Annotated in this window: 23 protein-coding genes, 1 pseudogene and 1 riboswitch; of the genes and pseudogenes, 5 read left to right on the top strand and 19 right to left on the bottom strand. The window is 70.4% G+C overall.

Annotation, left to right across the window (positions count from 1 at the left end; genetic code table 11):
• Nucleotides 1-25: 25 nt before the first annotated feature.
• From BLQ73_RS03045 to BLQ73_RS03010, 8 genes are all read right to left on the bottom strand, one after another.
• Entirely contained in the window at nt 26-1087 is a 1062-nt protein-coding gene (locus BLQ73_RS03045) for a threonine aldolase family protein (protein WP_093167981.1), read from the bottom strand.
• Nucleotides 1084-1731, bottom strand: a complete 648-nt coding sequence (locus BLQ73_RS03040; protein WP_093167979.1) for an SDR family NAD(P)-dependent oxidoreductase — start codon at nt 1729-1731, stop codon at nt 1084-1086. The genes BLQ73_RS03045 and BLQ73_RS03040 overlap by 4 nt, the downstream gene beginning before the upstream one ends.
• Complete coding sequence (locus BLQ73_RS03035) at nt 1728-3797, bottom strand: DUF6421 family protein (RefSeq protein ID WP_093167977.1); 2070 nt, start codon at nt 3795-3797, stop codon at nt 1728-1730. Before BLQ73_RS03035 ends, BLQ73_RS03040 begins: the two co-directional genes overlap by 4 nt.
• 143 nt (nt 3798-3940) lie before the next feature.
• Nucleotides 3941-4570, bottom strand: coding sequence for a Uma2 family endonuclease (locus tag BLQ73_RS03030; RefSeq protein WP_093167975.1), 630 nt, complete (start codon nt 4568-4570; stop codon nt 3941-3943).
• A 58-nt stretch (nt 4571-4628) separates the two neighbouring features.
• The gene (locus tag BLQ73_RS03025) at nt 4629-5357 is read right to left on the bottom strand and encodes an adenosylcobinamide amidohydrolase (RefSeq protein WP_245690750.1); all 729 of its coding nucleotides are present in this window, start codon (nt 5355-5357) and stop codon (nt 4629-4631) included.
• On the bottom strand, nt 5354-6232 hold the full coding sequence (locus tag BLQ73_RS03020) for an ABC transporter ATP-binding protein (protein ID WP_093167973.1): 879 nt from the start codon (nt 6230-6232) through the stop codon (nt 5354-5356). The genes BLQ73_RS03025 and BLQ73_RS03020 overlap by 4 nt, the downstream gene beginning before the upstream one ends.
• A complete protein-coding gene (locus BLQ73_RS03015; RefSeq protein ID WP_093168188.1) occupies nt 6229-7191 on the bottom strand; it encodes a FecCD family ABC transporter permease in 963 nt (320 codons plus the stop codon). Before BLQ73_RS03015 ends, BLQ73_RS03020 begins: the two co-directional genes overlap by 4 nt.
• A gap of 83 nt (nt 7192-7274) precedes the next feature.
• Nucleotides 7275-8255, bottom strand: a complete 981-nt coding sequence (locus BLQ73_RS03010; protein ID WP_093167971.1) for an ABC transporter substrate-binding protein — start codon at nt 8253-8255, stop codon at nt 7275-7277.
• Between the two features lie 43 nt (nt 8256-8298).
• Nucleotides 8299-8444: riboswitch (adenosylcobalamin (AdoCbl) riboswitch) on the bottom strand.
• Nucleotides 8445-8516: 72 nt separating this feature from the next.
• On the opposite strand from BLQ73_RS03010, the gene BLQ73_RS03005 reads away from it, so the two are divergent.
• Nucleotides 8517-9098 carry a histidine phosphatase family protein gene (locus BLQ73_RS03005; protein ID WP_093167969.1) on the top strand — a complete coding sequence of 194 codons (582 nt, stop codon included), beginning with the start codon at nt 8517-8519 and terminating at the stop codon, nt 9096-9098.
• A 72-nt stretch (nt 9099-9170) separates the two neighbouring features.
• Here BLQ73_RS03005 and BLQ73_RS03000 read toward each other — a convergent pair whose 3' ends face one another.
• From BLQ73_RS03000 to BLQ73_RS02985, 4 genes are all read right to left on the bottom strand, one after another.
• Nucleotides 9171-9854, bottom strand: coding sequence for an SDR family oxidoreductase (locus tag BLQ73_RS03000; protein WP_093167967.1), 684 nt, complete (start codon nt 9852-9854; stop codon nt 9171-9173).
• 75 nt (nt 9855-9929) lie between these two features.
• On the bottom strand, nt 9930-10187 hold the full coding sequence (locus BLQ73_RS02995; protein ID WP_245690749.1) for a hypothetical protein: 258 nt from the start codon (nt 10185-10187) through the stop codon (nt 9930-9932).
• Nucleotides 10188-10447: 260 nt separating this feature from the next.
• Nucleotides 10448-10684: a DUF397 domain-containing protein gene (locus BLQ73_RS02990; protein WP_093167966.1), complete on the bottom strand. Its 237-nt coding sequence runs from the start codon at nt 10682-10684 to the stop codon at nt 10448-10450.
• A complete protein-coding gene (locus BLQ73_RS02985; protein ID WP_218125600.1) occupies nt 10668-11507 on the bottom strand; it encodes a helix-turn-helix domain-containing protein in 840 nt (279 codons plus the stop codon). The genes BLQ73_RS02990 and BLQ73_RS02985 overlap by 17 nt, the downstream gene beginning before the upstream one ends.
• Before the next feature lie 229 nt (nt 11508-11736).
• Here BLQ73_RS02985 and BLQ73_RS02980 point away from each other — a divergent pair, with 229 nt between their 5' ends.
• Together BLQ73_RS02980 and BLQ73_RS02975 are read left to right on the top strand one after the other, a co-directional pair.
• A complete protein-coding gene (locus BLQ73_RS02980) occupies nt 11737-12348 on the top strand; it encodes an ATP-binding protein (protein ID WP_245690748.1) in 612 nt (203 codons plus the stop codon).
• Nucleotides 12349-12634: 286 nt separating this feature from the next.
• Nucleotides 12635-15034, top strand: a complete 2400-nt coding sequence (locus tag BLQ73_RS02975; protein WP_093167960.1) for a helicase-associated domain-containing protein — start codon at nt 12635-12637, stop codon at nt 15032-15034.
• Nucleotides 15035-15049: 15 nt separating this feature from the next.
• Here BLQ73_RS02975 and BLQ73_RS02970 read toward each other — a convergent pair whose 3' ends face one another.
• The 7 genes from BLQ73_RS02970 to BLQ73_RS02940 all read right to left on the bottom strand — a co-directional run bounded on the left by BLQ73_RS02970 (nt 15050) and on the right by BLQ73_RS02940 (nt 22676).
• Nucleotides 15050-15952: an NAD-dependent epimerase/dehydratase family protein gene (locus BLQ73_RS02970; RefSeq protein ID WP_176955238.1), complete on the bottom strand. Its 903-nt coding sequence runs from the start codon at nt 15950-15952 to the stop codon at nt 15050-15052.
• A gap of 576 nt (nt 15953-16528) precedes the next feature.
• The gene (locus BLQ73_RS02965) at nt 16529-16849 is read right to left on the bottom strand and encodes a GroES family chaperonin (RefSeq protein ID WP_093167956.1); all 321 of its coding nucleotides are present in this window, start codon (nt 16847-16849) and stop codon (nt 16529-16531) included.
• Between the two features lie 79 nt (nt 16850-16928).
• On the bottom strand, nt 16929-17906 hold the full coding sequence (locus BLQ73_RS02960) for a hypothetical protein (RefSeq protein ID WP_093167954.1): 978 nt from the start codon (nt 17904-17906) through the stop codon (nt 16929-16931).
• A gap of 102 nt (nt 17907-18008) precedes the next feature.
• On the bottom strand, nt 18009-19856 hold the full coding sequence (locus BLQ73_RS02955) for an SEC-C domain-containing protein (RefSeq protein ID WP_143020095.1): 1848 nt from the start codon (nt 19854-19856) through the stop codon (nt 18009-18011).
• A gap of 156 nt (nt 19857-20012) precedes the next feature.
• Nucleotides 20013-20804, bottom strand: a complete 792-nt coding sequence (locus BLQ73_RS02950; protein ID WP_093167950.1) for a response regulator — start codon at nt 20802-20804, stop codon at nt 20013-20015.
• The gene (locus BLQ73_RS02945; protein WP_093167948.1) at nt 20801-22018 is read right to left on the bottom strand and encodes a sensor histidine kinase; all 1218 of its coding nucleotides are present in this window, start codon (nt 22016-22018) and stop codon (nt 20801-20803) included. The genes BLQ73_RS02950 and BLQ73_RS02945 overlap by 4 nt, the downstream gene beginning before the upstream one ends.
• 193 nt (nt 22019-22211) lie before the next feature.
• On the bottom strand, nt 22212-22676 hold the full coding sequence (locus BLQ73_RS02940; RefSeq protein WP_093167947.1) for a hypothetical protein: 465 nt from the start codon (nt 22674-22676) through the stop codon (nt 22212-22214).
• Nucleotides 22677-23154: 478 nt separating this feature from the next.
• On the opposite strand from BLQ73_RS02940, the pseudogene BLQ73_RS34890 reads away from it, so the two are divergent.
• A pseudogene (locus tag BLQ73_RS34890) lies at nt 23155-23643 on the top strand (S1 RNA-binding domain-containing protein); the annotation flags it as partial.
• A gap of 79 nt (nt 23644-23722) precedes the next feature.
• Entirely contained in the window at nt 23723-24199 is a 477-nt protein-coding gene (locus BLQ73_RS30910) for a hypothetical protein (protein WP_176955236.1), read from the top strand.
• The last annotated feature ends 184 nt before the right edge of the window (nt 24200-24383 follow it).

Here is a 24383-nt window from a genome sequence, read left to right as displayed (position 1 = left end):
CGGGCCGCCCTGGCGCAGGCCGGGGTCAGCCGACGGCCATCTCCTCGGCGACGGCGGCGGCGAAGGCGTCGACGTCGGCCTCGGTGGTGTCGAAGGCGCACATCCAGCGCACCTCGCCGGTGGCCTCGTTCCACGTGTAGAACCGGAACCGCTTCTGCAGCCGGGCGGTGACCCCCTTGGGGAGTACGGCGAAGACCGCGTTGGCCTGGACCGGCCGGGGGATCTCGACGCCGGGGACGGCGCGGACGCGCTCGGCGAGCAGCGCTGCCATGCGGTTGGCCTGGCGGGCGTTGCGCAGCCACAGGTCGCCGCCGAGGAGGGCTTCGAACTGGGCGGAGACGAACCTCATCTTGGAGGACAGCTGCATGGAGGTCTTGCGGATGTACTCGACGCCGCGGACGGCGGTGGGGTTGAGGGCGACGACGGCTTCGCCGTACAGCAGGCCGGCCTTGGTGCCGCCGAAGGACAGCACGTCGACGCCGGCGTCGGTGGTGAGGGCGGCGAGGGGGACGCCGAGGGCGGCGGCGGCGTTGGTGATGCGCGCGCCGTCCATGTGGACGAGGAGGCCCAGGTCGTGGGCGTGGGCGCAGAGGGCGGCGACCTCGTCGACGGTGTAGAGCGTTCCAAGCTCGGTGGTGTTGGAGATCGACACCACCCGGGGCTGGGCCCGGTGCGGGTCGCCGAAGCCCCACGCCTGGCGGTCGATCAGGTCGGGGGTGAGCTTGCCGTCGGGGGTGGCGACGGTGTGGAGCTTGAGGCCTCCCGTGACCTCGGGGGCGCCGCCCTCGTCCACGTTGATGTGGGCGGTCTCCGGGCAGATCACCGCCTCCCAGGACGCGCACATGGAGCGCAGGGACACGACGTTGGCGCCGGTGCCGTTGAACACCGGCCACACCTGGGCGGACGGCCCGAAGTGCCGCGCGAAGATCTCGCGCAGCGCCTCGGTGTAGACGTCGTCGCCGTAGGCGACCTGGTGCCCCTCGTTGGCGAGGACGATCGCCTCAAGGATCTCCGGGTGGACTCCCGCGTAGTTGTCGCTGGCGAAGCCTTTGAGCGCGGGGTCGTGCCGGCGGAGGGCGTCGGTCACTGGGTGAGGTCCAATCTCTGTCCGTTGATGTCGTCGGCGGGCCGGTTGAACAGGCTCGCATACGCTTCTGCCAGCGTATGCACGTCGGTGAAGCCGGCGAACTTCGCCTCGGGCTTCTCGGCGCGCATCGCCTCGTGCACCAGGGCTTTGACGACCAGGATGGCGGCGGCCGAGCCGCTGCCCTTGAGGGCGTCGGCGAAGGACAGGGTCCAGGCCTCGGCGGCGGCCTTGGCCGCGCCGTACGCCGCGTTGCCCTGCGTGGGCGACTCCGCGGCCTTGGCGGAGACGATGGCGAAACGCCCGCTGCCGGAGGCCCGCAGGGCGGGCTCGAAGGCCAGGGTGACGTGCTGGAGGGTGCGGATCAGCAGGTCGGACAGGAGTCTCCAGTCGTCGAGGGAGGTCTCGGCGAAGGTCTTGGACCCGCGCCAACCGCCGACGACGTGGAAGACGCCGTCGACCCTGCCGTGTTCCGCCTGGATTCCGACGGCGAGATCGCGTACGGCCTCCTGGTCGAGCAGGTCGACGACCCGCCCGCCGGGGATGGGCCGGTTGTCCAGGGCGATCACCGTGTCGCCGCGCTTGGTGAAGTGCTCCACGGCCGCCTGGCCCGCCGGGCCGCCCGCTCCCGCAACAACGATGATCATGCGCGAATCCCCTTCGTCGAGTCGATCACGTCGGTGAGCTTACGACGGAGCGCCTCGAAGAACATGCTCAGGGGGAACTCGTCGGGCAGGACGGCGTCCACGACGGCCTTCGGGAAGCCTTCCACGGGAAGCGCCCCGATGCCCTGCCTCCACACGGACGCGGGGTGCGGCTCGACGTAAGCGGCGACCAGCTCGTGGGCAGCGAGCCAGTGGGCCAGCTTGGAACGGTCGATGCCGTCGCGGTAGAGCTTCTCGACCTCGGCACGCAGGTCGGCGACGCCGCCGGCGAGCCGCGACCAGTCGACCGACAGCCGGTTGTCGGTCCAGCGGACGATGTCGACCTTGTGCAGGTAGGCGAAGAGCAGCTGACCACCGAGGCCGTCGTAGTTGCGCACCCGGTCACCCGTGATCGGGAAGCGGAACATCCGATCGAACAGCACCGCGATCTGCACATAGCGCGCGTGCGGCACGCCTTCGGCCTCCAGCTTCACCGCTTCGCCGAACGCCGTCAGGTCGCAGCGCAGCTCCTCCAGCGAGTACAGCCAGTACGGCATGCGCTGCTTGATCATGAACGGGTCGAAGGGCAGGTCGCCGTGGCTGTGGGTGCGGTCGTGGATCAGATCCCACAGGACGAAGGTGTCCTGGGCGAGCTCCTGGCTCGCGAGCAGGCGCGCCGCATCCGGCGGCAGGTCGAGCTTGAGCGTGTCGGCCGCGGCCCGGCTCACGGCGCGGAAACGCGCGGCCTCGCGGTCGGCGAAGATCCCGCCCCAGGAGAACCTGGCCGGGGTCTGCCGTACGGCGACCGTCTCGGGGAAGAGCACGGCGGAGTTGGTGTCGTAGCCGGCGGTGAAGTCCTCGAAGGCGATCGGCACGAACATCGGGTTGTCGTAGCGGGAACGTTCCAGCTCGGCCAGCCAGTCCGGCCAGATCACCCGGATCCACACCGCCTCGATGTGGCGGTCGGGGTTGCCGTTCTGCGTGTACATCGGGAAGACGACCAGGTGCTCCAGGCCGTCCTCCCGCCGCTCGTCGGGGTGGAACGCGTTGAGGGAGTCCAGGAAGTCGGGCACGCCGAGGCCCTGCTCGACCCACTTGCTGAGGTCCGCGATCACGGCCGCGTGGTAGTCGGCGTCCTGCGGGAAGTACGGCGCCAGCCGTACGAGGTGTTCCACGATCGCGGAGATCAGACCGACCGCGCGGTCGCGGTCGCCGATGATGGAGCCGTCCTTGGCCTGCAGCGGGCGCAGCTCCTCGACCACGCTCTTCAGGCTCGCGAACAGGTCGCGCGCCTCCGGGGCGCGCTCCGCGCCGCCCGCGCCGGCCTGCGGCAGGCGGGCCGCCCAGGTGACGACGTTGCCCCACAGGCGCCGGTGGTCGAGATCGTCGAGGGAGTCATCGCCGAACAGGTCGGAGTCGGCGAAGACGACGACCCTGCCGAGGCCGTGCCGTACGGCGACCGCCAGCGGCCGGCCCGCCGGGTCGGCGGTGGGCGAGGTGGAGAACAGCACCGATGCGCCGTCCGGCGCGGTGAGGGTGCCGGCGCGGTAGAAGCAGGCGCGGGCGGCCCCCGTCAGGACGCCCTCGTCTTCCCCAGGCACGCCGAGCACCCACGTCGCCACCTCGCGGTAGGCGTTGCGCGGGTCCTGCACCGTGGTGTGCTCGACGCCGATGCCGAAGCGGGCGAGGAGCTCATCCAGGTTGCTGCCGTACTTCTCCTGCTCACACTCGGCGAGCACGATCAGCCCGCCGCCGTCGGCTACGTAGGACTCGATCGCGTCGAGCTCCTCCACGGGGAAGACGGGGCTGCCGAAACCGGTGGTGCGCTCCCACCGCTCGGCCGAGGGATGCGCGACGACGAACACGTCGTGGCCGTGCAGCACCGCCGGCGTGATCGGGCCCTCCACGTGCGCCGTGGCGGTGTGCCCCAGCCCGCGCAGCAGCCCGGCCGCCCGCGCGTAGCTGTTGTCGTCGGGGTGCGCCGGGTTCATCGTCTCGGCGAGCTCCCGCCGGATGGTCCACGACTCGCTGTGGGCCTCGTCAAACAGGACCCTCGGAAATGCCCGCACGAAAGATCTCCCGTCTCCAGTGTGGATTACAGGAAAATATTCACATATGACCAGGCTGTACGGCAACACGTAGCACCAGGCAGGCTCTCGGCCACGCAAAGAACCCGCCACCACGGGGGTGACGGGCTAGCGTTGAGAACGCTCTAGGAGGATCGCCGCGCGATCAGGACGGCCGGATCGAACTCCATCTCGAACGGGGCGAAGAACTTGGCCGGCTCACCCGCCTTGTGGGTCTGGGTGCGCACGTAGTCGCCCTCGACCAGTTCGTAGACGTGGATGCTCGGCCCCTCAGAAGGCTCGACGCGCCAGTAGACCGGGATGCCCGCGTCGGCGTAGGCGATGCGCTTCCAACAGCGGTCCTGGCTCCGGGTGTGGGGGCCCACCACTTCCACGATCAGGTGTATGTCACTCGGGTCGAACATCAACTCGGTGCGGACGACGGCCTCCGCTGCGACCAGCACCACATCCGGGATGAAGAACTCGTCCTCGTCGACCTTGAGGTTCACCCTCCCCAGCGGTTCCAGCCCCGCAGGCGCCACCGCGTCCAGCACCTGCTGCAGGCGGAAGAGCACAACTTGGTGCCGGGGTGTCGGAGAGGGACTCACCACGAGGCATCCGTTGGAGAGCTCGTAGCGGTTCCCGTCATCAGGGAACCTGAGGAGGTCGGCAACGGTGAAGGGCGCCCTGCCGGGAAGCGGTGTCCGTCTCATTGGCAGCCCCGCCGGAGCCTCGCAGGCGGCGGTCGCCGGGTTGCTCGTCGCCTTCGCCGTCACCCGACCAGTGTCCGCATTCGCCTTCTCGTCCGCGCGGCACTTCCCGGGAAAGACCACACTACGTGTCCGGCTGAGTACGGATTGCCCAGGCGTGGGCGCCGTGCCGTACGGCGGTGTGGACAGCGCGGGCGAGGCGGGCGCCCCAGGGAGAGCGGGGGCCACCGAAGAGTTCTTCGGGGCCGCCGGCGGGGGCGGCGACGCAGACGGCGTCGGAGGCCGTGCCGGTGCAGGGGAAGCCGGCTTCGAGCAGGGCCTGGGTCTTGGCCTCGGTGACGGTCATGACGGCGTTGACGAGGGCGGCGTCGGTCATGGCGACGGGGACGGCGGCGACGATGTTGATGGTGCCGGGCGTGGAAGCGGTGCCGGGCGTGGAAGCGGCGGGGGCGAGCCGCATGGGGGCGAGTTCGGGGTCGGGACGGCCTTCAGGCGCGGCGGCCCAGGTGGGCACGCGCAGGCCCACGGTGGCGACAGCGTGGACGCCGCCGTCCTCGCCGGTGGCGTAGCGCGCGACGGAGGCGGCGGTCAGCATACCGACGCCCGGGGGTTCGCCGGCGGGCCCGGCCCCCAGGCCGGCGGCCAGTTCGTGGAGGTGGTCGACGGGGTCCATACGGCTGTAGCCGCCGACGACCTGGGCGTTGAGCACCCATTCCCGGGGGCCGATCCCGCCCCCCAGCATGGCCGACGAGATCATGCGCCATCCGGGCCCGAACCGCCAGAAGAGCGAGGCCAGGCGGGCGCCGTCCTCGGTGCGGTGGCTGAGGCTCAGGTCGAGGGGGACGTCCTTCACCGGTCTCCTCCGGAGGGGCGGAGCAGTGTGACGACGGGCCTGCCGCCGCCGTCGGTGGTGACGGCGACGCGGGCGTGGAAATGGGTGCCGATGTGGGCCTCTGTCAGCACCTCGGCGGGAGTGCCGGAGGCGACGGCGCGGCCGGCCGACAGCAGGAGCATGGCGTCGGCGTAGCTCGCGGCGACGGTGAGGTCGTGCAGGGTGGTGACGACGGTGAGGCCGTCGGCGAGGCGGAGCCGGTCGACGAGTTCGAGCACCTGCTGCTGGTGGCCGAGGTCGAGCGCGGTGGTGGGCTCGTCGAGCAGCAGCACGCGCGCCCGCTGGACGAGGGCTCGCGCGAGGACGACGCGCTGCCGCTCCCCGCCGGAGAGGCGGCCGAGGGAGCGGCCCGCGAACGACGCGAGGTCCAGCCGTTCCAGCACCGACCCGGTGATGTCCCGGTCTCGCCTGCTCTCCCGCCCGAGGTACGGGATGTACGGCGTGCGCCCCAGCAGCGTGTAGTCGAACACGCTCATCTCGGCCGGGAGGGCGGGGTTCTGCGGAGCGTAGGCCATGAGGCGGGCGCGGCGGCGCGGCTGCATGTGCCGTACGGCGGTGCCGCCGACGGCGATCTCGCCGTCGTGGGGCAGGAGGCCGGCGAGGGCTCTGAGCAGGGTGGATTTGCCTGCGCCGTTGGGGCCGACGACGGCGAGCCATCTGCCGGCGGGCACGGCGAGGTCGACGCCGGTGAGGACGGGGGCGCGGTCAAGGGCGACGGAGAGGTCCTTGGCGGTGAGGTTCGCGGCAGTGAGGTCTGCGGCGGTGAGGTTCGCGGCGGTGAGGTCTGCGGCAGTGAGGTTCGCGGCGGTGAGGTCTGTGGGGGTGAGGGGGCTCATGTCTCGCTTCTCCGGGTGAGGCGCAGCACCACGATGAAGAACGGTGCCCCGACGAACGCGGTGACGACCCCGATGGGGAGTTCGGCGGGGGCCATGACGGTGCGGGCGGCGAGGTCGGCCAGCACGAGGAAGGCCCCTCCGCCGATGAGGGACAAGGGCAGGACCGAACGGTAGGACCCGCCGGCCAGCCGCCGTACGACGTGCGGCACGACGATGCCCACGAACCCGATGAGCCCGCTGACCGCCACCGCCGAGGCGGTGGCGAGAGAGGCGGCGAAAAGTACGGCGAAGCGCACCCGGACGGCGTTGACGCCGAGGCTGACGGCTTCGTCGTCGCCGACGGCGAGCACGTCGAGCAGCCTGCCGTACGCGAGCAGGAACCCCATGGACACCGCCGCATAAGGGGCGATCAGCAGGACCTGGCTCCAGCCTCCGCCGACGTCGCCGAGGATCCAGCCGTAGATGCGGCGCAGTTCCTCGACCTCAAGCTGCTGCAGGAAGGTCTGGACCGCCGCGAGGAACGAGGAGACCGCGACCCCGGCGAGCACCAGAGGCGCGATGCCGCCGGCGCGGCCCGCCACGCTGCCGAGCAGGTAGGCGAGCAGGACTCCGCCGACGGCCCCGGCGAAAGCGGCGACGGGGATGGCGATGGCGTCGGCGTCGCCCGCGAGAACGATGACCGCGGTGGCGCCGAGCCCTGCCCCCGCCGCGGCGCCGAGGAGGTAGGGGTCGGCCAGCGGGTTGCGGAACACCCCTTGGTATCCCGCGCCCGCGGCGGCGAGCAGGCCGCCGACGAGGGCGGCGAGCACGACTCTCGGAAGCCGGAGCTCCAGCAGGAGCCCCTGTTCGACGGGGGTCAGCCCGGAGTCGGCGGTGACGAGGGGCAGCTTGTCGGCGAGTTCGGCGAGTATCGCCCCGACGGGGATGCCCGCCGCACCGCTGAGCAGCGCGGCGAGCATGCTGACGGCGAGGATGACGAGGGAGAGCAGCAGCGGGATCGGCCGCAAGCCGGTGCGCCGCCGCCCCGCCTCCTTGATCGTGCTCAGCTGCCGGCCTTCGCCCCGGCCTTGTCGGCGTTCTTGTCGAGCGCCGCTTCGCGCGCCGCCGCGAGCGTCTTGGCGAGGTCGACGATGCGCGGGCCCCAGCGTGAGGCGATGTCGTCGTCGAGCGCGATGACGCTGTCGTTCTTCACGGCCGTGAGGTCACCCCAGCCCGGCCGCTTGGCGACGGTCTCGGCGGACTGGCCGCAGCACTTGACGTCGGCCAGGAAGATCAGGTCGGGGTCGGCGTCCGCGATGAACTCGGCGGACAGTTTGGGGTAGCCGCCGGAGGCGTCAGGCGCCTTGTCGGCGATGTTCTCCAGGCCGAACAGGGTGTAGATCTGGCCGATAAAGGTGTTGGAGGTCGTGGAGAAGAGGGACTTGTCGACCTCGTGGTAGAAGGTCAGCTTCTTCGTGCTCGCGGGGGCCGCAGCGGCAAGCCGTTCGATCTCGCCCTTGACGTCGGCGGCGAGCTTCCCCGCGGCGGCGGTGTTGCCGGTGGCGGCGCCGAGGTCGGTGATCTGGTCGTAGGCGTCGTCGAGTTTCAGCGCCGAGCCCTCCAGCAGCACCGGCACCTTGACCTTGGTCAGCTCCGCGACGATGTTGTCCATGTCATCGGAGAGCACCACGAGGTCGGGGCGCTGGGCGATGATCGCCTCGGCGTTGGGTTTGAAGCCCGACAGGTCGGTCTTCGGTGCCTGCGGCGGGTGGTTCGACTGGTCGTCGACCGCCACGACCTGCGGTCCGGCGCCGATGGCGAACAGGGTTTCGGTCGCCGTCGGCGACAGCGACACGACGCGTTCCGGCCTCTTGGGGATGGTGACGGCGCCGTTGCCTGCCGACACGGTGACGGGGAAGGTCCCTGCGGAGGCCGTCGGAGAGGGGGAGGCGGCACGGGCGCCGGTATCACCGTCGGCACCGCAGCCGGTGAGGAGGAGAGCGCCGAACAGCACACCGGCGAAGGCTTTGCGTAGAGGTCTCACGCGTGTCCTTTCTGTGCATGGGGGGTCGGGAACCGAGAGACCACTGACGGACCACCCTTTTCCACGAGGGATGAAGCGCCGCGCGGCGAACGGTCGACCTGGCTTCGGCCCCTACGGGGCCGTCACAGTTGCGGGACAGCGCCGGATTCACACCGGACTTCGCGCGCACGCCGCGCACACCCTGAGACGGTACCAATCAGCCTCAAGCGCGCACGGTCAGGGTCCGGAATGCGGCGGGCGGCACGGGGCATGATGCGGGGCATGGATGAGTTGATATTGCTTCGTCACGGTGAGACCGAGTGGAGCCGCGCGGGGCGGCACACGGGCCGCACCGACGTCCCTCTCACCGAACGAGGTGAGGAGGAGGCATTGGGCCTCGCTCCCCTGCTCAAGCGTCGCGATCTGGCCCTCGTCGTGGTGAGTCCGGCGCTTCGCGCACGCCGTACGGCGGAGCTGGCCGGGTTGACCGACTACGAGACCACGCCGGACCTGTGGGAATGGGATTACGGCGGCTACGAGGGCCGGACCACCCCGGAGATCCGCGAGGCGCGGCCGGGCTGGTATCTGTGGCGTGACGGCGTGCCCCCCGGGGACGCCGACCATCCGGGGGAAAGCGTCGAGGAGGTCGGCCGCCGCGTCGAACGGGTCGTCGCCCGGGTCAAAGGCGCGGCGGGCGACGTCGTCCTGGTCGCCCACGGCCATGTGCTGCGTGTGCTCACGGCCCGCTGGCTGGGGTTGCCGGCCGCCGACGGGCGGCTGTTCAGCCTCTACACCGGGACGTACAGCGTGCTCGGTTTCGAGCACGAGGAACAGGTGATCCGCCGCTGGAACGCCCCGGTCTAGCCCGGCTCCGGCTCCGCTCGGCTCCCGTTCAGCCCCGGTCCCGCTCCCGTTCGGCCCCGCTGCGGCCCCGGTCTACCGGGGGGCGGGCCTCAGGGTGATCTCGGTGACGTGGGCGTCGGGCGGTGCCATGATCGCCTGGCGCACCGCGCCCGCGACCGAATCGGCGTGCAGATAGAGGTCGGGCTTGTAGCCTCCGCCTTCCTGAGCGCGGATGGTGCGCTGCATGGGGGTGTCGACACGGCCGGGGTAGACGCTTGTCACGCGCACACCGTGCTCGTCCTCCTCCAGGCGGAGCGCGTCGGCGAAGGCGCGCAAGGCGAACTTGCTCGCGGCATACGCCGCCCACTCGGGGTTGGCGCGCAGCCCCGCACCCGAGTTGATCAGCACGACGTGCCCCTGGGCGGCGCGCAGCGCGGGGAGCAGAAGCCGGGTGAGCTCGGCCACGGCCACGACGTTGACCTCGTAGGTCTCGCGCCAGACGGAGGCGGCCAGGCCCTCGATCGCGCCGAGTCTGGCGATGCCCGCGCTGTGCACGAGCACGTCGAGGCGGTCGATGCCGGCGACGTCGCGCGCGCCGACCTCGGTCAGCTCGACCGGCCAGGGACGCGCCCCGGGCAGTTCGACGCCGAGGGCCGACAGGGCATCGGCGTCACGTCCGCCGAGGATCAGATCGTGCGTCGGCGCGAGTGCGCGCGCGATGGCCTCGCCCACGCCACTGGACGCTCCGGTGATCAACGCTAGGGGTCGCCCGTTCATGGGCCACCACACTAGTGGTGGGAAGGACGGGACCGGCGCAGGTCAGGCGCGGGTCGGACGCAGGTCGGACGTGGGTCAGGCCGCAGGCGCGCACGCCGGTTGGGGGCCTCGGCCGGTGAGCCACTCCAGGACCCGCCGGTGGCCGGTTCGGGCGTCCTCGTAGCCGACCCAGCGCCAGTAGCGGGGGTGGTCGCGGACCCCTGTCACCCACGTACGGTAGGTAACGCCGTTTTCGTGTGCCACGCCGTACGTGCGGATCACCACGCGGCCGCCCGGCGCGAGCAGCACGTCGTCCGCGACGGGATAGAGCATCATCTGGTCGAGCACGGTCATGGCGGTTGCCCCCTCACACAGATTCGGTGACGGATCCGACTCTGCACGAGCACGGGACCTGCCTGGTTACGCGCGCGGCCCGTACCTGTTAAGGCAGGTCGCCGCCGGTAAAAACAGTGTTACACGAACCAGGCGCTGCTTTCTCCGCATATCGCGTACTTGGGCCCCCAGGCGCCGGTACGGCTGCGCCACGCCGTGAAGCGGGCCCCGGGGGCATCCGGCGCACCGCCGTACCACGGGTGCGCCGGATGGTGACACGGCTAGACGAGCAGGCCGTCGAACTCGCCGTCCTTGACGCCAAGGACCAGCGCCCGCATCTCATCGCGGGTGTAGATCAGCGCGGGACCGTTCGGAAACCGAGAGTTCCGTACGGCGACGCCGCCGTCAGGCAGTTCGGCGAGTTCGACGCAGTTGCCCTGTGAGTTGCTGCGCCTGCTCTTACGCCACGCCACGTTGGTGAGTTCGTTGGCGGGCATGCCGTTATAGGTGTGCTCCATCTAAGTTCTCTCTGAGAAGTCCGCCGATGAGCTCCGCTGTGCCTCCTGGCGTGGTGCTTTCCACACATAGCTGTTCCATCGCCGTGAGATATGGATCAACATCCTCACGTTTATCCAGGTAGAGGGCACCCCAGAGCTGCTCGACATAAACGACGTCCGATAAATCGGACTCAGGAAACCGCAAAATGCTGAACGCGCCCCCCTCCGCGGCATGCATACCGAATCGGAAGGGCATCACCTGGATGGTGATGTTGGGGAGGGTCGCGACCTCCAGCAAGTGCTCCAACTGCTCGCGCACGATCTCTCGCCCTCCAATGGGACGGCGCAGTGCCGCCTCATCGATGACCGCCCACAATCGGGGACCGTCCTTGCGGGTGAAACGTTCCTGACGCTGCATGCGCATATGCACGCGGCGCTCGACCTCTTCACTGGGCGAGTCGGGATATCCGAGCCGGAAAACCGTCCGCGCATAGGCGGCGGTCTGCAGCAGGCCCGGGATGAACTGCACCTCGTAGGTGCGGATCATCTGGGCGGCCTCCTCAAGCCCCACATAGGTGGTGAACCATGAGGGGAGGAAGTCACCGAATTTGTGCCACCACCCGGGGGTGTTGGCCTCCCTGACCATCTCCAGCAGGCCACGACGTTCGGCGTCGTCGTGCACTCCGTAGAGCGTGAGCAGATCTTCGACATCACGCGTCTTGAAACCGACCCGTCCCAGCTCCATGCGGCTGATCTTGGACTCCGAGGCCCGGATGTGAAATCCAGCCACCTCACGGGTGAGTCCTCTATCCTCACGCAGACGGCGCAGACTGGCGCCGAGCATGATGCGCCGAACTGTGGAACCTGTCCCAGGCGGATCCATGGACACGTGCTGCTCCTTGGTCGTTGACTGATCGACAGTCTGTCATTCCGCGCCTAGAAATACCTCGCGCGGACAAGATCCCCTTTCGTCTAAGTTTGCCCCGATGGGGGGTAACCGTAGCGCCTGCATGAAGCGAATGCACGTGCATCCGCCCTTGCACCTGCACGCGAGTTTGCATCATCATGATCTAGTGCACTCTGCCTGTAGCACCACCCCCCTCGCCCGCGGTCCCAAACCCCACGCGCACGCCCACCCCTCGCCGACGCGCTCCCACACGCGACGAGGCGCGCACGACTGGTGGCCGCCCGCCGGCTGGTGGCCCGACCCGGCCCGCGATCTGCTCGGCACCGCGTCACACGTGTCCAGCGCGACATTCGTCCTACCTCCGCAGGCCGACGCCGTACACTCCTCCCGCAACGTCACGACCACCACCCTCGCCGGCTGGGGCATGGCGGAGCTGGCGGAAAGCATGGAGCTGGTCGTCTCCGAACTATCGACCAACGCCCTCCGGCACGGCCTCAACCACGACCCCGGCGACGGGCGCGCACCAAGCCGCCCCGCACACCGCACAAGCCCGGCGGCCGACACGGCCCCCTGCATCCGCCTGTCCCTCGTACGGCGCGGCCCCCTCGTCACCTGCGCCCTCATCGACCCCGGCCCCGGCTCCCCCGTGATGCGCTTCCCCGACGAACTCTCCCCCGGCGGCCTCGGACTCCACATCGTCGAGTCGCTCAGCCTCCGGTGGGGTTGGTCCCCGCTCACGCCATACGGCAAGATCGTGTGGGCCGTGCTCGCCGCTTAAGGCGACCGGTTTCACATGCTTTCTTCCAGGGGCGCCGCCTTTCCCCTCCCGGGCGCCCGGGCGGGCCCTTCCGGTCGTCCCTCCCCCCGGACACCGCGCGGGGCCCGCCCCCTTTGGTCGCTCAGACCACACGCACATCAGCTGATCACAGGCGTACCTCGCGGCGGCGCAAAGCGTTCCGCCTTTTGGCGAAGGTCTCCAACCAGGCGGTGTGATCTGCATTACGGTGGATGCTCACGGCTCACGGCTCACGGCGAGTGCCGCGCAACCCCTTGAGAGAGCTGAGATGGACGATCATCTGCTCGGCTGGCTGAACACACTCGACGAGGAGAGGCTCGCCCGCGTCCTCGCCCACCGACCCGACGCCCTCGCGCCTCCGTGGCCGCGGCGCATGAACACGTTGGCGCAGCGGCTCGGAAACGGCTTCGCCGTGTCGCGGGCGATGTTCGCGCTGCCGCTGCCGTGTCTGGAGATCGTCGAGGCGCGGCTCGTGGTGGGCGATCGGGCGACCCCGGCCGACCTTGCCGAGTTCCTCGGCACCGATGCGGAGCAGGTGTCCCGCTGGCTGGATGTGCTCTACGATCACGCGCTCGCCTGGCCGGACGACGAGGGGCGCGTCCGGCTCGCCGACGGCATGGCCCGTTCGTGGCCGACGCCCTGCGGGCTCGGGGAGCCGCTGTCGCGCTACCTCGATTCGTGGACGATGAGCGCCGACGCGCTCAAGCAGCTGGCGCTGCGGCTCGGACTGTCGCCTCGGGGGCCGAAACGGATGGCGGTGGCGCGGGTCGCCGCGGCGCTGGCCGACCCCGAGAGGGTGGCGAGGCTGCTCGACCACGGCCCCGAGGGCACGACGACGCTGGCGCGGCGTTTCGCCTGGGAGGGTCCCGCGCGTGAGGTGGAGGGCGGGCTTTTCGTCACGCCCGGCACCCCGGAGAAGTGGGCCGCCGACCACGGGCTGCTGTTCCGGCCGAGCTGGGACGTGGCGGAGATGCCGCGGGAGGTGGCTCTCGCCGTACGCGGGGCCGGTTACCGCGCGCCGTTCACGCCGGCCGCGCCCGAGGTGGCGGCGATTCCCGTCGACCCGGAGACGGTCGACCATCTGATGACGCTCGCCGCGCCGCACGCCGTCGAACGCGCCGCGGCGCTGCTGGACAATACGGCGAAGTCACCGCTGCCGCTGCTGAAGACCGGCGGGGTCGGGGTGCGTGAAATACGGAGGGTGGCCCGGGAGACCGGGTGCGACGAGGACGAGAGCCGGGTGTCGCTGGAGATCTGCGCCGTCGCGAGGCTGCTGGCCTTCGACCAGGAGGCCGGCGGGCTCGTCCCCACCGAGCGGTTCGACCGGTGGCGTCTGTCGGACGCCGCGACCAGGCTGCGGGTGCTGCTCGCCGCGTGGTGGCGCATGTCCCGCTCGTCGCTGCGCCGCGTCGACGGGCGCTACGTCACGGTGCTCGGCGACGACCCCGACGGCGCGACGCTCGCCCGGGCGCGCCACGCGCTGTTCGACGTGCTCGCCACACTCCCGGTCGGTACGGCTGTCGCCGACCGCGCGTCGCTCGTCCACTCCACCCGCTGGCGGGCGCCGCTGCTCGACCACGCGCTGCTGGCCGACTGCGCCCCGGCCGTGATGGAGGAGGCGCGGCTGCTCGGCCTGATCGCCCAGGACACGCTCACCGACCTCGGCCGCGCCCTCGCCGGCCTCGGCGAGCAGGCGGGCGACGAGCAGGACGAGTCGGTGCCCGACGTCGAACTCGACCCCGCGCTCGTCGAATGCTCGTCGCGGGCGCTGGCGAGCGTGCGCCGGAGCGCGCTGTTCGGGGCCGACCTCACCGCCGTCGTCACCGGGCCGCCCGCCCCCGAACTCGCCGAACTCCTCGACCGGGTGGCCGATCGCGAGTCGCGCGGCTCGGCCTCGGTGTGGCGTTTCTCCCACGCGAGCGTGCGCCGCGCCCTCGACGCCGGGCACACGGCCGAAGACCTGCTGTCCGACCTGTCGGAGGTCGGCACGGTGCCGCAGCCGCTCGACTACCTCGTGCGCGACGTGGCGCGGCGGCACGGCGAGGTCACGGTCACGAGCGTCGCGTGCATCGTGCAGGCCGCCGACCCGGTGCTGCTCGCCGAGATCGCCGCTCACCGGCGCCTCGCCGGGCTCGGCCTGCGCCTGCTGGCCCCCACCGTGCTCGCGAGCGCCGCCCCGGCCGACCGCACCCTGGCCGCTCTCCGTGAGAACGGCTACGCGCCGATGCCCGTCGAGGACACCGGGCAGATCCAGATCCGCCGGGCGCAGGTGGAGGCGCGGCGCGGCGGCACGCTGATCCTGCTGCCCGGCGGGCAGGTCGCCGAGCTTCCGGCTCCGCCGTACTCGATGGTCGAGCCGACGCCGGACCCGCGCGAACACGCGCGCCGCCTCGTCACCGCCCGCGACGGCGAGGCCCGCCCCACCGGGCGCACGTGGGCCGTCATCGGCCGCATGGCCACCCGGCTGCCCACCGCGCAGCAGTCTCTGCTCGGTTTCGTCGTCGACCGCGGTGTGCGCGCCGCCATCACGCTGGCCGACGGTGTCACCGCCACCGTCAGCCACGGCGAACTCACCGGCGCCGTGCTCGACGCGTGGTGCGAGGAGGCGGGCGACTACCTCGAATTCCCCCTGGCCGAGATCGTCGAGGTCCGCGGCTCCCCCGCCTGAGGGCCGCCTCGGGCGTCAGCCGGGAGTGACGTTCGCGGTCAGGTGGGCGGCCCACAGGTCGGCGAGGGACGTCGACAGGTCCAGGGACGGCTTCCAGCCGAGCGTATGGGCGGCGGCGGTCACGTCGGCGCACTGCCAGGTGACGGCTGCCGACTTGGCGTCGGGTTCGCCGTCGGCCACGACGCGGGTGTCGGGGGCCGCGATCGCGACCAGGCTCTCCACCAGGTCGCGTACGGCTGTCGCCCGGCCGCTGCCGATGTTGAGCACGGGGGGCAGTCCGCCGCGGACGGTGGCGGCGGCCACGACGGCGTCGGCCACGTCGCGGACGTCGACGAAGTCGCGGGAGTGGTGGAGTCCGGCGATGCGAACGTCGCCGCCTTCGCTCAGCCTGGCGACCAGCCGTCCGGCGAGGGTGCCGAGCGTGGCGCCGGGGCCGACGGGGTTGAAGACGCGCAGCGACACGGCGTCCATGCCGTCGCCCGCGGCGGCTCTGACCAGCTCGGTGCCCGCCAGCTTGGTCATGCCGTAGTGGCTGACCGGGTGGCATTCCACGGTCTCGTCGATGGGGAGCCCCTCGGGCACGGCGCCGTATTCGGCGGCGGAGCCGAGGTGCACGACGCGGGAGCGGGGCGCGGCTCTGGCGACAGCGGTCAGGAGGCGTCCCACGGCCACGACGTTGGCCTGGGTCATGGTCAGCGGGTCGCCCGTGGTCGCGCCGACGCAGTTGACGATGGCGGCGGGGGCCGTCTCGTAGAGCAGGTCGGTCAGCTGGCGCTGGCCCGCCGACGAGAGGTCCATGGTACGGCTCATCGTCTCCCGTGACACCACGACGACCTCGGCATCCCGGATCGCCGTCAGGCCGGCGCGCACGTGTTCACCGATGAACCCCGTGCCCCCGAAGAGCAGGTACCGCGACATCCCTATCCCCTTTGGCATCTGGATAATCCGCGTGCGGGTCCCGGCTCCCTACCCGCGGGTAAACTCCGAGAAATCTTCGCGAACACCGGGGAAATATACAGCGCCCCTGTCGATGACGTGTCGACTGTGACGGAATTGACAGGCCGCATTGCCGCGATCAGAAACGCCCACCTGGACTACCGGTCAGTAAGCCCTCCGCATTTCCCTGCCCTCTACCCGTCCCCCCATCCGGGCCCCACCTAGCCCGGACCAAACACCGCGAACCCATCCTAAGACGTGGCTCACACCACCACCAAAATGACCAAAAAGAATATTTCGTTAGCCCGAATGCATAGCCCAGCGAGACCCGAGAACGCCATGCGAGGACGGCAGCGGACGCTGCACGGATACGGCACGGACGCTGCACGGACGCTGCACGGACGCTGCACGGACGCGGCATCACCGCGGCACCGACGCGGCGCGCGGGGTGCCGGGGAGCGCTTCAGGGCAGCTTCAGAGCGGCTTCAAAACGTTTTCACAACGTCTTGAGAACGCTTCCCGAGCATGTTTCAGAGCACGCGTGACACCGGAACGGCGTCAGAGATAGAGCCCCGTGCCGTGGTCGGTGTGGGTCGTCGCGATCGCGTGCAGATCCCGCTCGCGCATGACGAGATAGATCTGCCCCTGCACGTCGACCTCGTATTGCTCCTCGGGGTTGAACAGCACCTTGTCGCCGACTTTGACGCTGCGCGCGCTGGCGCCGACCCCGCAGACCTCACCCCACACCAGGCGGTTGGCCAGCTTGACCGTCGCCGGGATGACGATGCCCGCCGTGCTGCGCCGCTCCTCGGTATCCTGCTCCGCACGGACCATGACGCGGTCATGCAGCATCTGGATCTCGAACTTCACGTCTGCCACATGGGCAGTCTAGGTCGAAACCAAGAGATGTTCGGCCCGCGGGAGGGCATCAGGGCCCATCCCGCGGGGACGAACCCACCTATTTGCGGGTAAAGCTCAGGTAGACCTTGTCCGTGCGGTAGGCGGAGGAGGAGATCTCGGCGAGCACCCGCACCGTCCTGCCCCGCAGGTCGCCGACCACCGCCTGGTAGCCGCCGTCCTTCGGCACCACGGCGATCACGTGGGACTCGTCCCACCAGCCCCAGAGCGATTCGGCCTTGGTGGGCACCCGGTTCTTGATCTGCCCGGTGGCGCGGTCGATCACGCACACCTTCTCCGCGTATCGGATCGGGCACCACGTCGTGAGCAGCCGACCCGACGGCGACAGCGCCTCTTCGCCGCCCGCGGGCGGCCCCACCTTGGCGATGTGGCGGACGACCCGCCCGTCGCCGGCGCGGTGGAAGCGCACGCCGTCCTTGTGCTCGACGATCAGATGCGTGCTGTCGGCGGCCCACCGGAACGTCCCCGCCGGGTCCACATCGGGCACGGGGATGTAGCGGCTGACACGGGCGGCGACGTCGACCACCGCGTAGCCCACGGTGCGCCACTTGCCGCCGGACTTCCGCTCGGCGGTCAAGGCGATCTTGCTTCCATCGCGCGACCAGAAGGCATAGGACGCGGTCAGCGGTTTGCGCACCGTGTTGATCATCATGCTCTTGCCGGTGCCACGTTCGAGGAGCACGAGCGTGTCGAATCCGGCGGAGGTGTAAGACGTCGACACCCCGGCCGCGCGCCCACCTCCCGGCGACACGGTGTATTCGGAGTAGTTGGCCTTCCTGGCGAAGGAGTCCCGGCTTCTGTCCCGGAGATATGTCCTGTTCCGCGAAAGGTTGTAGGACGTCACATGCAGACGGTCCGCGGAGTTCTCGAACAGCGTCACTCCGGTGCCGGGAAGGCTGATCTCCACCGGCTCGGCGGAGACCGCCGAAGCCGCCGGAACGGCTGGGGCGATGGCCAAGGCCGCGGCGAAAGAGACGACGCCGGCGGCCACGCGTGCGCGGAGGGAAAAGATCACCATGGAAGCCTAAAGCGAACCGGCCCGGTCACGGAGCGCTATAGCGGATCGGCATATAGATCATGGCTCACACTCCCCGCGGCGCCCGGCACGCCGGCCGGGCGCCTACAGGAACAGCCCCGGTTCGAGCGGCTGCGGGTTCGCCGCCCGGCTGAGGAAGGCGGCCACCGCGGGCGGGTCGACGGGGTCGGTGAACGGCGGGAGCCCGGGCAGGTCGCGCAGGACCGGCGGGTCGACCAGCAGCCTCGGCCCGTCGCCGTCCGCGAGCACCCGGGCGAGCAGGAGGTCCCCGGCCCGTACGGCATGAGCCAGTCCGCGCTTCCTCAGCCGCACCGGCCCCCCGCCGCCGGCGGGCGCGCCGTCCGGCGAGGCGCCCGGGGCGGGCGGGGCGCCGAGAAGGGCCCGCAGCAGCACCGTGCCGTGGGCCTGGTCGACCTCGGCCACCTCCCACAGGCGCAGCGGCTCCGGCAGCCACGACTCCACCAGCGCGGCCTCGTCGGCCTTCAGCAGTCCGCGGTATTCGGCCAGGAAGTCGGCGGCCATGCCGTACTCGAACACGGCCGTCTCGGCGAGGAAGGTCGCCGAGGCGGCGGGACCCGGCGCCACGGCGGCCTCGACGGCGGCCCGGTTGGCGGGCGCGGAGCCGTACTCGAGGATGAGCAGGTGGAGCAGCGGTGCCCGCCGCGGCAGGCCGTGCGCCTCGGCGGCCTGGTGGCACGCCTTGTATTTGCGGCCCGAGCCGCACGGGCAGGGCTGGTTGCGGGATGTCTGCCCGGCGGGGGCGCTCAGCAGGGGACGCAGGGCGGGCCTCAGCCCCTCGTCGGACTGCACGCCGCCGCGCCGCAGCAGATCGTCGGCCTTGGCGTAGTCGCCCCGGCAGGCGGCGTAGAACCCCGCGTCGCGCAGGGCGGAGGCGAGCCCGGGGGCGAGTTCGAGCACATGCTCGACGAGCGTGGCGGCCTCGGTGGGCTCACCGGCCTGCCGTGCGGCGAGGAAGGCGACGGCGGCCTCCTGTCGGGCGTCAGCCGCGGCCCGGAGAAGGGCTGCGAGCATGTCGGCGGGGAGCGGGCGGCGTGCGACGTCGTCGGCGAGGTGGCCGATCACGGCGTCGGAGACCGCGATGTGGCGCAGGGTGCCCGTGAGGTCGCTGTCGGGAGAGAGGATGGACAGGGCGTGGCGCACTTTGACGAGCCTGATGACGTCGTCCTCGCTCAGGCCCTGCACGTCGGCGGCGCGTTCGGGGGCTCCGCGCATGTGCGCGTGCCCGTCTCCGAGCACGAGCCCGCCTTCGGGGAGGAGCTCCGTCAGCGGCGGGTGCGGGAGGTCGAACGTGCCGGGGTAGTTGTGCAGGATGTCGGCGATCACGCCGTCGAGCGGCGCGACGGGCCGCACGCCGGGGTCGGTGTCGCGGAAGTGGGCGTAGACGGCGACGGCCAGCATCGCCTGGCCCACGCTCTCCTCGACGACCCTCGCCATCGCGCCGGGGCGGGCCGTCGCGCCGCCGGGGCGCAGCGGCGCCACCTCGAAGAGCCCGTGGGAGAGCCTGAGCCCGAGGACGTCGCCGTCGGAGAAGCCCGACAGCCAGCCGTCCGGGCCGCGCAGGCCGCCCCGGACGTCGGCCGTGAGCATGCCGCCGACGGCGAGCGGCCAGCCGCTCCCCACCGCGAAGCGCAGCCACAGCGAGAGGTCGTCGGCCCCGTCGAGCCTGTTCTCCGCGATCTCCCGCGCCGTGACCTGGTGGGTGAGGACCGCACCCTCGGCGAGATGGCGCAGGTGGACCCATCCGTCCTCGGTCTCGTGGAACAGCGGGCTGTCGGCCAGCTCGCCCTCCACGCTCTCGGCGTCGATGCCGAGTTCCTTGGCGAGGTCTTCCACCATCAGCGCGCCCGGCTGGTCGAAGGCGGCGAGAAGGTGCCCCCACCAGGGAGGCGGCATGGGCTGGTCTGCGTTCACCAATCCATTCTTACGGCATCGCCACCCGGTTGGCCGCGGCAGCGGCGACGGCACGCCGCAGGATTGTCGTGGAGCCTCCCGGAGTGCGCTATCCCCAATTGTGGGGAAGGCAGGGGAATGGGGGTGATGCGAGCATACGTAGGAGAATTCACGCGCCTAGTCCGACATATCAAGCTCTCTTGCCCACTTAAGGACGATGGCGCGCGGGCGAAGGTCACAATCAGGATGGAGGGCGACGTACTTCCGCTTGATCGACTCCATGTGGTCGGAGACCGTGTCGGTACTGATGTGGAGTACCTCCCCGATCCGGCGGGCGCTGAGGTCATCGCGGGCGATCAGCCGTACGATCTGCAGCTCGCGGGGGGACAGCCGGTACTTCCTCCGCCGCCGGCAGGCCGCCGTGAAGATCAGCCGCAGCCTGTCGAGGTAGGCGTCGCGGGTGAGACCGAGCGCGGCGACGGCCTCCTCCGAGGTCTTCCCGTCCGCGATCGTGCGGAGCAGCAGCCGCTCGGGCCGGCCGATCTCGTCCGCGTCGAGCGGTCTTCGCCCGGCGTCGGCCAGCAGGAAGCCCGCCAGCAGCGGCGACAGATAGCAGCCGTCGGCGAGTACGGCGGCGACCGCGCGAGCGTAGTCCTCGACCTCCTGGTTCTTGTTGATGAACCCGCAGGCGCCCGCCCCGACAGCGTCGAGCACCGCCTCGGTCTTGGCGACCCCGGAGGCCGACAGCACCCGGTATTCGCGGCGGATGAGGTATTCGACCGCCGCCGTGCCCGACCTGCCGTTGGGCAGGGAGTGGTCGCAGATGACGAGGTCGACTTCCTGCCCCGGGTCGAGCCGCTCCACGTTGGCGACGACGGCGGCGATCGTGTGGCCGGCCCGGGTGAGCTCGCGCATGAGCCAATCCCTGGCCAGGGGGTGGTCGTCCACGATGGCTATGCGGCCGTTCACGTGTCCGCACCCGCCGCGCCCGCCGCGCCGTCCCCGATGCCGCCGATGCCGCCGATGTCACGGACAGGCCGGGGCTCCCAGTGCAGAGTCACCGAGGTGCCCTCGCCGGGGGACGCGGTGATGAAGCATTCACCGCCGAGGGCGCGCACCTCCGCGTAGACGCCGGTGAACCCGAGCCCGGGCGCGACTTGCTCGGGGTCGAAGCCGTACCCGTCGTCGATGACGGTGATGTCCAGCCAGTCGGGGCCGGAGTCGGCCTGGACCTCCACGAGGACGGCCGGGCCGGCGTGGCGGCGGGCGTTGTTGAGGGCCTCGCCGACCGCTGTGGCGAACACCTCGGCGATCTCCGGCGGCGGATCGGCGGCGAGGAGAAAGCGTGTCCTGACGGTGAGGCCGAGCGCGGCGACGCCCTCCACGGCGTCCTTCAGCGTGGCCTCGAACGTGGGCGGCGGTCCGTGCCTGCGGTCGCCGAGGAACGCCCTGCCCAGGATCGCCGCCTTGCGTGCAGCTTTGGAGACGTTCTCACCGAGCTCGCCCCCTTGGGCGACACGTTCGATGATGGGCAGGAGCTTGTTGTGGATGGCACGTTCCGCCAGCATTTTCTGGCTGCGTTCGGCGCGGGCGGTGGCGATGTCGGCCTGGCGCGCGAGGTTCAGCATTTCGCGGCCGATGAGAAACGCCACGAGATACCACATGACAAATCCCAGCAGGTCAGAACCAAGCTTCTGCCCGTAGTCCGGATACAGCGAGATGACCCAGGTTGCCATCAGACCCGCGACCGCGAGGACCGGCGCCATGCTGCGCCGCGCGCTGAATCCCAGCACCGCCGACGTCACCAGGCTGTACGGCACCAGCGGCGTCATGAGCAGATTCCTCGCGAGGTCGGGGGCGGCGCGCGAACCGACCAGCATGAACACGACGGCCACGGCCACGTCGCTCCAGACGAGCACCGGGTCGCTCGGGGTCTTCACCCGCCGCGACCACCAGACGAACCACGCCGAGTGCAGGCTGGCGGCGATCGCCACCGCGAGGGCGAGCCAGGGGAGCGCCAGCCTGTTCCAACTGATCAACGGGACATAGACGAAACCCGCCGTTCCGGCCCGCACGAACGCGAGCATGCGCACCATGCGCAGCTCGGTTGCGGCCACGACGCCGCCGGACCCCACGGCGGGGTCACTCGCGAGCCATGACGGGGCGAGCGACCACCGGCTCAACACGCCTCCCTCTGAAGAAGCCGCAGGTCGGCTTCCCAGACGGGATTATCACAGCGCTTCCCTTGACTCAAGAGAAATCTATTGAATCGGGATACGTCGGTTATAGAGCTGGAAGTTCATGCCCTTGATGTGTGTTTTGGGGTGTCAAATCACGGTGTATCACACACATCGCAGTTATCCCTTGGGTGACCCCCTATCCCACGATCTGCTTGAGGGTCGCGATGTACTTGTCCGCCTGCTCCGACGTCAGCTCCGGCGAAAGACGGACGACAACGGTGCCCCACGAGAACACGTATTCCTTGCCCGTTATCTTGGCCACCTTCAAGAGCCGGTCGAGACGGGCACCCGCGGCGTCCTCGTTGGGGAAGACCTCCACATGTCCCCCCGCCACCACGTCACCCTGCTTCGACCCGAGCGCCTTCCGCGCAGCGCGCTCATCCGCGAAAGCCACCTTGCTCTCGTAACCACCGGACTGCCCCAGCAGCTTCTCGGGGTCGGTCTCAGCCGTGAAGGTGACCGTCGCCGTGGCCGGCAGCCCCTTCTTGGAGAACCCCTCCACGACGGCGGCGCCGTCGAGCGAGTCGGCTCCACAGGCCACCAAGCCGAACACCGCACCCACGGCGACCACAGCGACCACGGCCGAGCGCAGACCTCTCACGGGGGCTCCCATCCTTTTCTCTATTCCGGCCCGGGACACCCGGCAGGCTTGTCCGACGGCCTTTCCACGGCCTTTCTACGAATCGGCACGTTCCACCTGCACCGGCCCCATGCCGACACTGATGGCCCGCAGCCTAGCGGCAACCCCGCACGGTCTCCGGCCGGATAACGAGAAACAATTCCCTGGACTGCGGAAGTGGCCCTCCACCTCAAGAACGAGGGCTGCCGGCGTTCATCTGGAATTCCCCGACATAACCGCAGGCGAGAGCCACCGAACCCCTCCCCTGCCTGGGGGTTCGGCCGTAGGAACACCGAATCGCCGCAGCCCAGAAGGCATGCCCGGCGGTGTTGCGGGGTGTCGGCCACCGGGCGCCGGAGCCTGCGCCGAAAACCCCGCGGACGTCTTGCCCAACGGGAAACCACCATCTAATGTCAAGCGCACGATGGTTAAAAAAAGGAAGTCCGAAACAGTCATTGAGTTTCTGGGCACCCTCGAACCAGGACAGGTTCGTCAAGGGGTTGTGACCTCCATCGAGCGGTTCGGCGTGTTCGTGGACCTCGGCGGCGCCGACGGCCTGGTGAACGCGGCCGAGCTGACATGGCGCCATTTCGACGACTGGTCGGAAATCGTCGAAGTCGGCCAGGAAGTCGTCGTCATGGTCCTCGACGTCGACCTCGACCGTGAACGGTTGTCCCTGTCGCTGAAAGCTCTGCAGGCCGACCCGTTGGTGGAGATCGCGCGCACCCGTCTCGGCGATGTCGTGACCGGGCCCGTCACGAGGGTCGTTCCGTTCGGCGCCTTCGTGGCGGTGGCGGAAGGCGTCGAGGGGTTGATACACGTCTCCCATTTCCCCATGGGACGGCTGCCCGCCGAAGGCCGGAGCCTCACGTTCCGCATCCGCGAGATCAATCTCATCCACCGACGCGTCAGACTCGACCTCGTCCAGGTGAACGGCCAGAGGCACTGACCGGGCGCCGCCGCCCGGCCGTCAGCGGCCGGAACCCGGTGTGGGGACGTGCAAAGGCGGAAGATCCGGCGCGGTGGGGGTGGAAAAAGCGTCCGACAGCATCACCGACACCGTGTACAGGTGCCAGAAGGCGTCCATCCGCGACTCCGAGAGCCGCGCCACGCCGACCGCGATGCTCGACGCCGAGCGCCTCCGCGACCCGCCCGGCGAGCACCACGTCAGGGTCGTTGTCGTGCCCCGAGGTCGCCGCCACGAAGAGGATGCCGGCTTTGTTCAGCAGCGCGGCGAGCAGACGGCTGTCGCGGCCTCCGGTGAGCGACAGCCGTACCGGCTGGCCCCGCCACCCGGCCACCGCCCGAGCACAGCATCGGCAACCCGTGCCCCTCCGACTCATTGGACCAGGACAACAACGCCCTATCCCCCGCCGCCGACCGCTACTCCCCCGCCGTCACTCTCGGCCGACACCGGAAACGCCCGCCCGATCGCCTCCCGCGCCGCCTCGAACACCACCCCCCGCACCGGCACCCCTGCCCGCTTCGCCGCGACCACCAGATGAACGCGCAACCCGACCCCCCGCAAACCGATCCACCCGGCACATGACCCCAACCCCCGAGGTCTGGACGACAGGTGCCCCTTCAATGGCTGACACCCTTACTCTCCCGATGCCGCCATTTGCCTTCACGGGCTCGGCCGCCCGTCGGCACTCCTGCTGCCCCCAGGCCCAGAGCAGGAGATGCCAC

Origin of the sequence: Sinosporangium album (assembly GCF_900100605.1) — a bacterium.
In the GTDB taxonomy this organism is placed as follows: Bacteria; Actinomycetota; Actinomycetes; order Streptosporangiales; family Streptosporangiaceae; genus Sinosporangium; species Sinosporangium album.
This window is presented reverse-complemented; position numbering and strand designations above follow the sequence as displayed.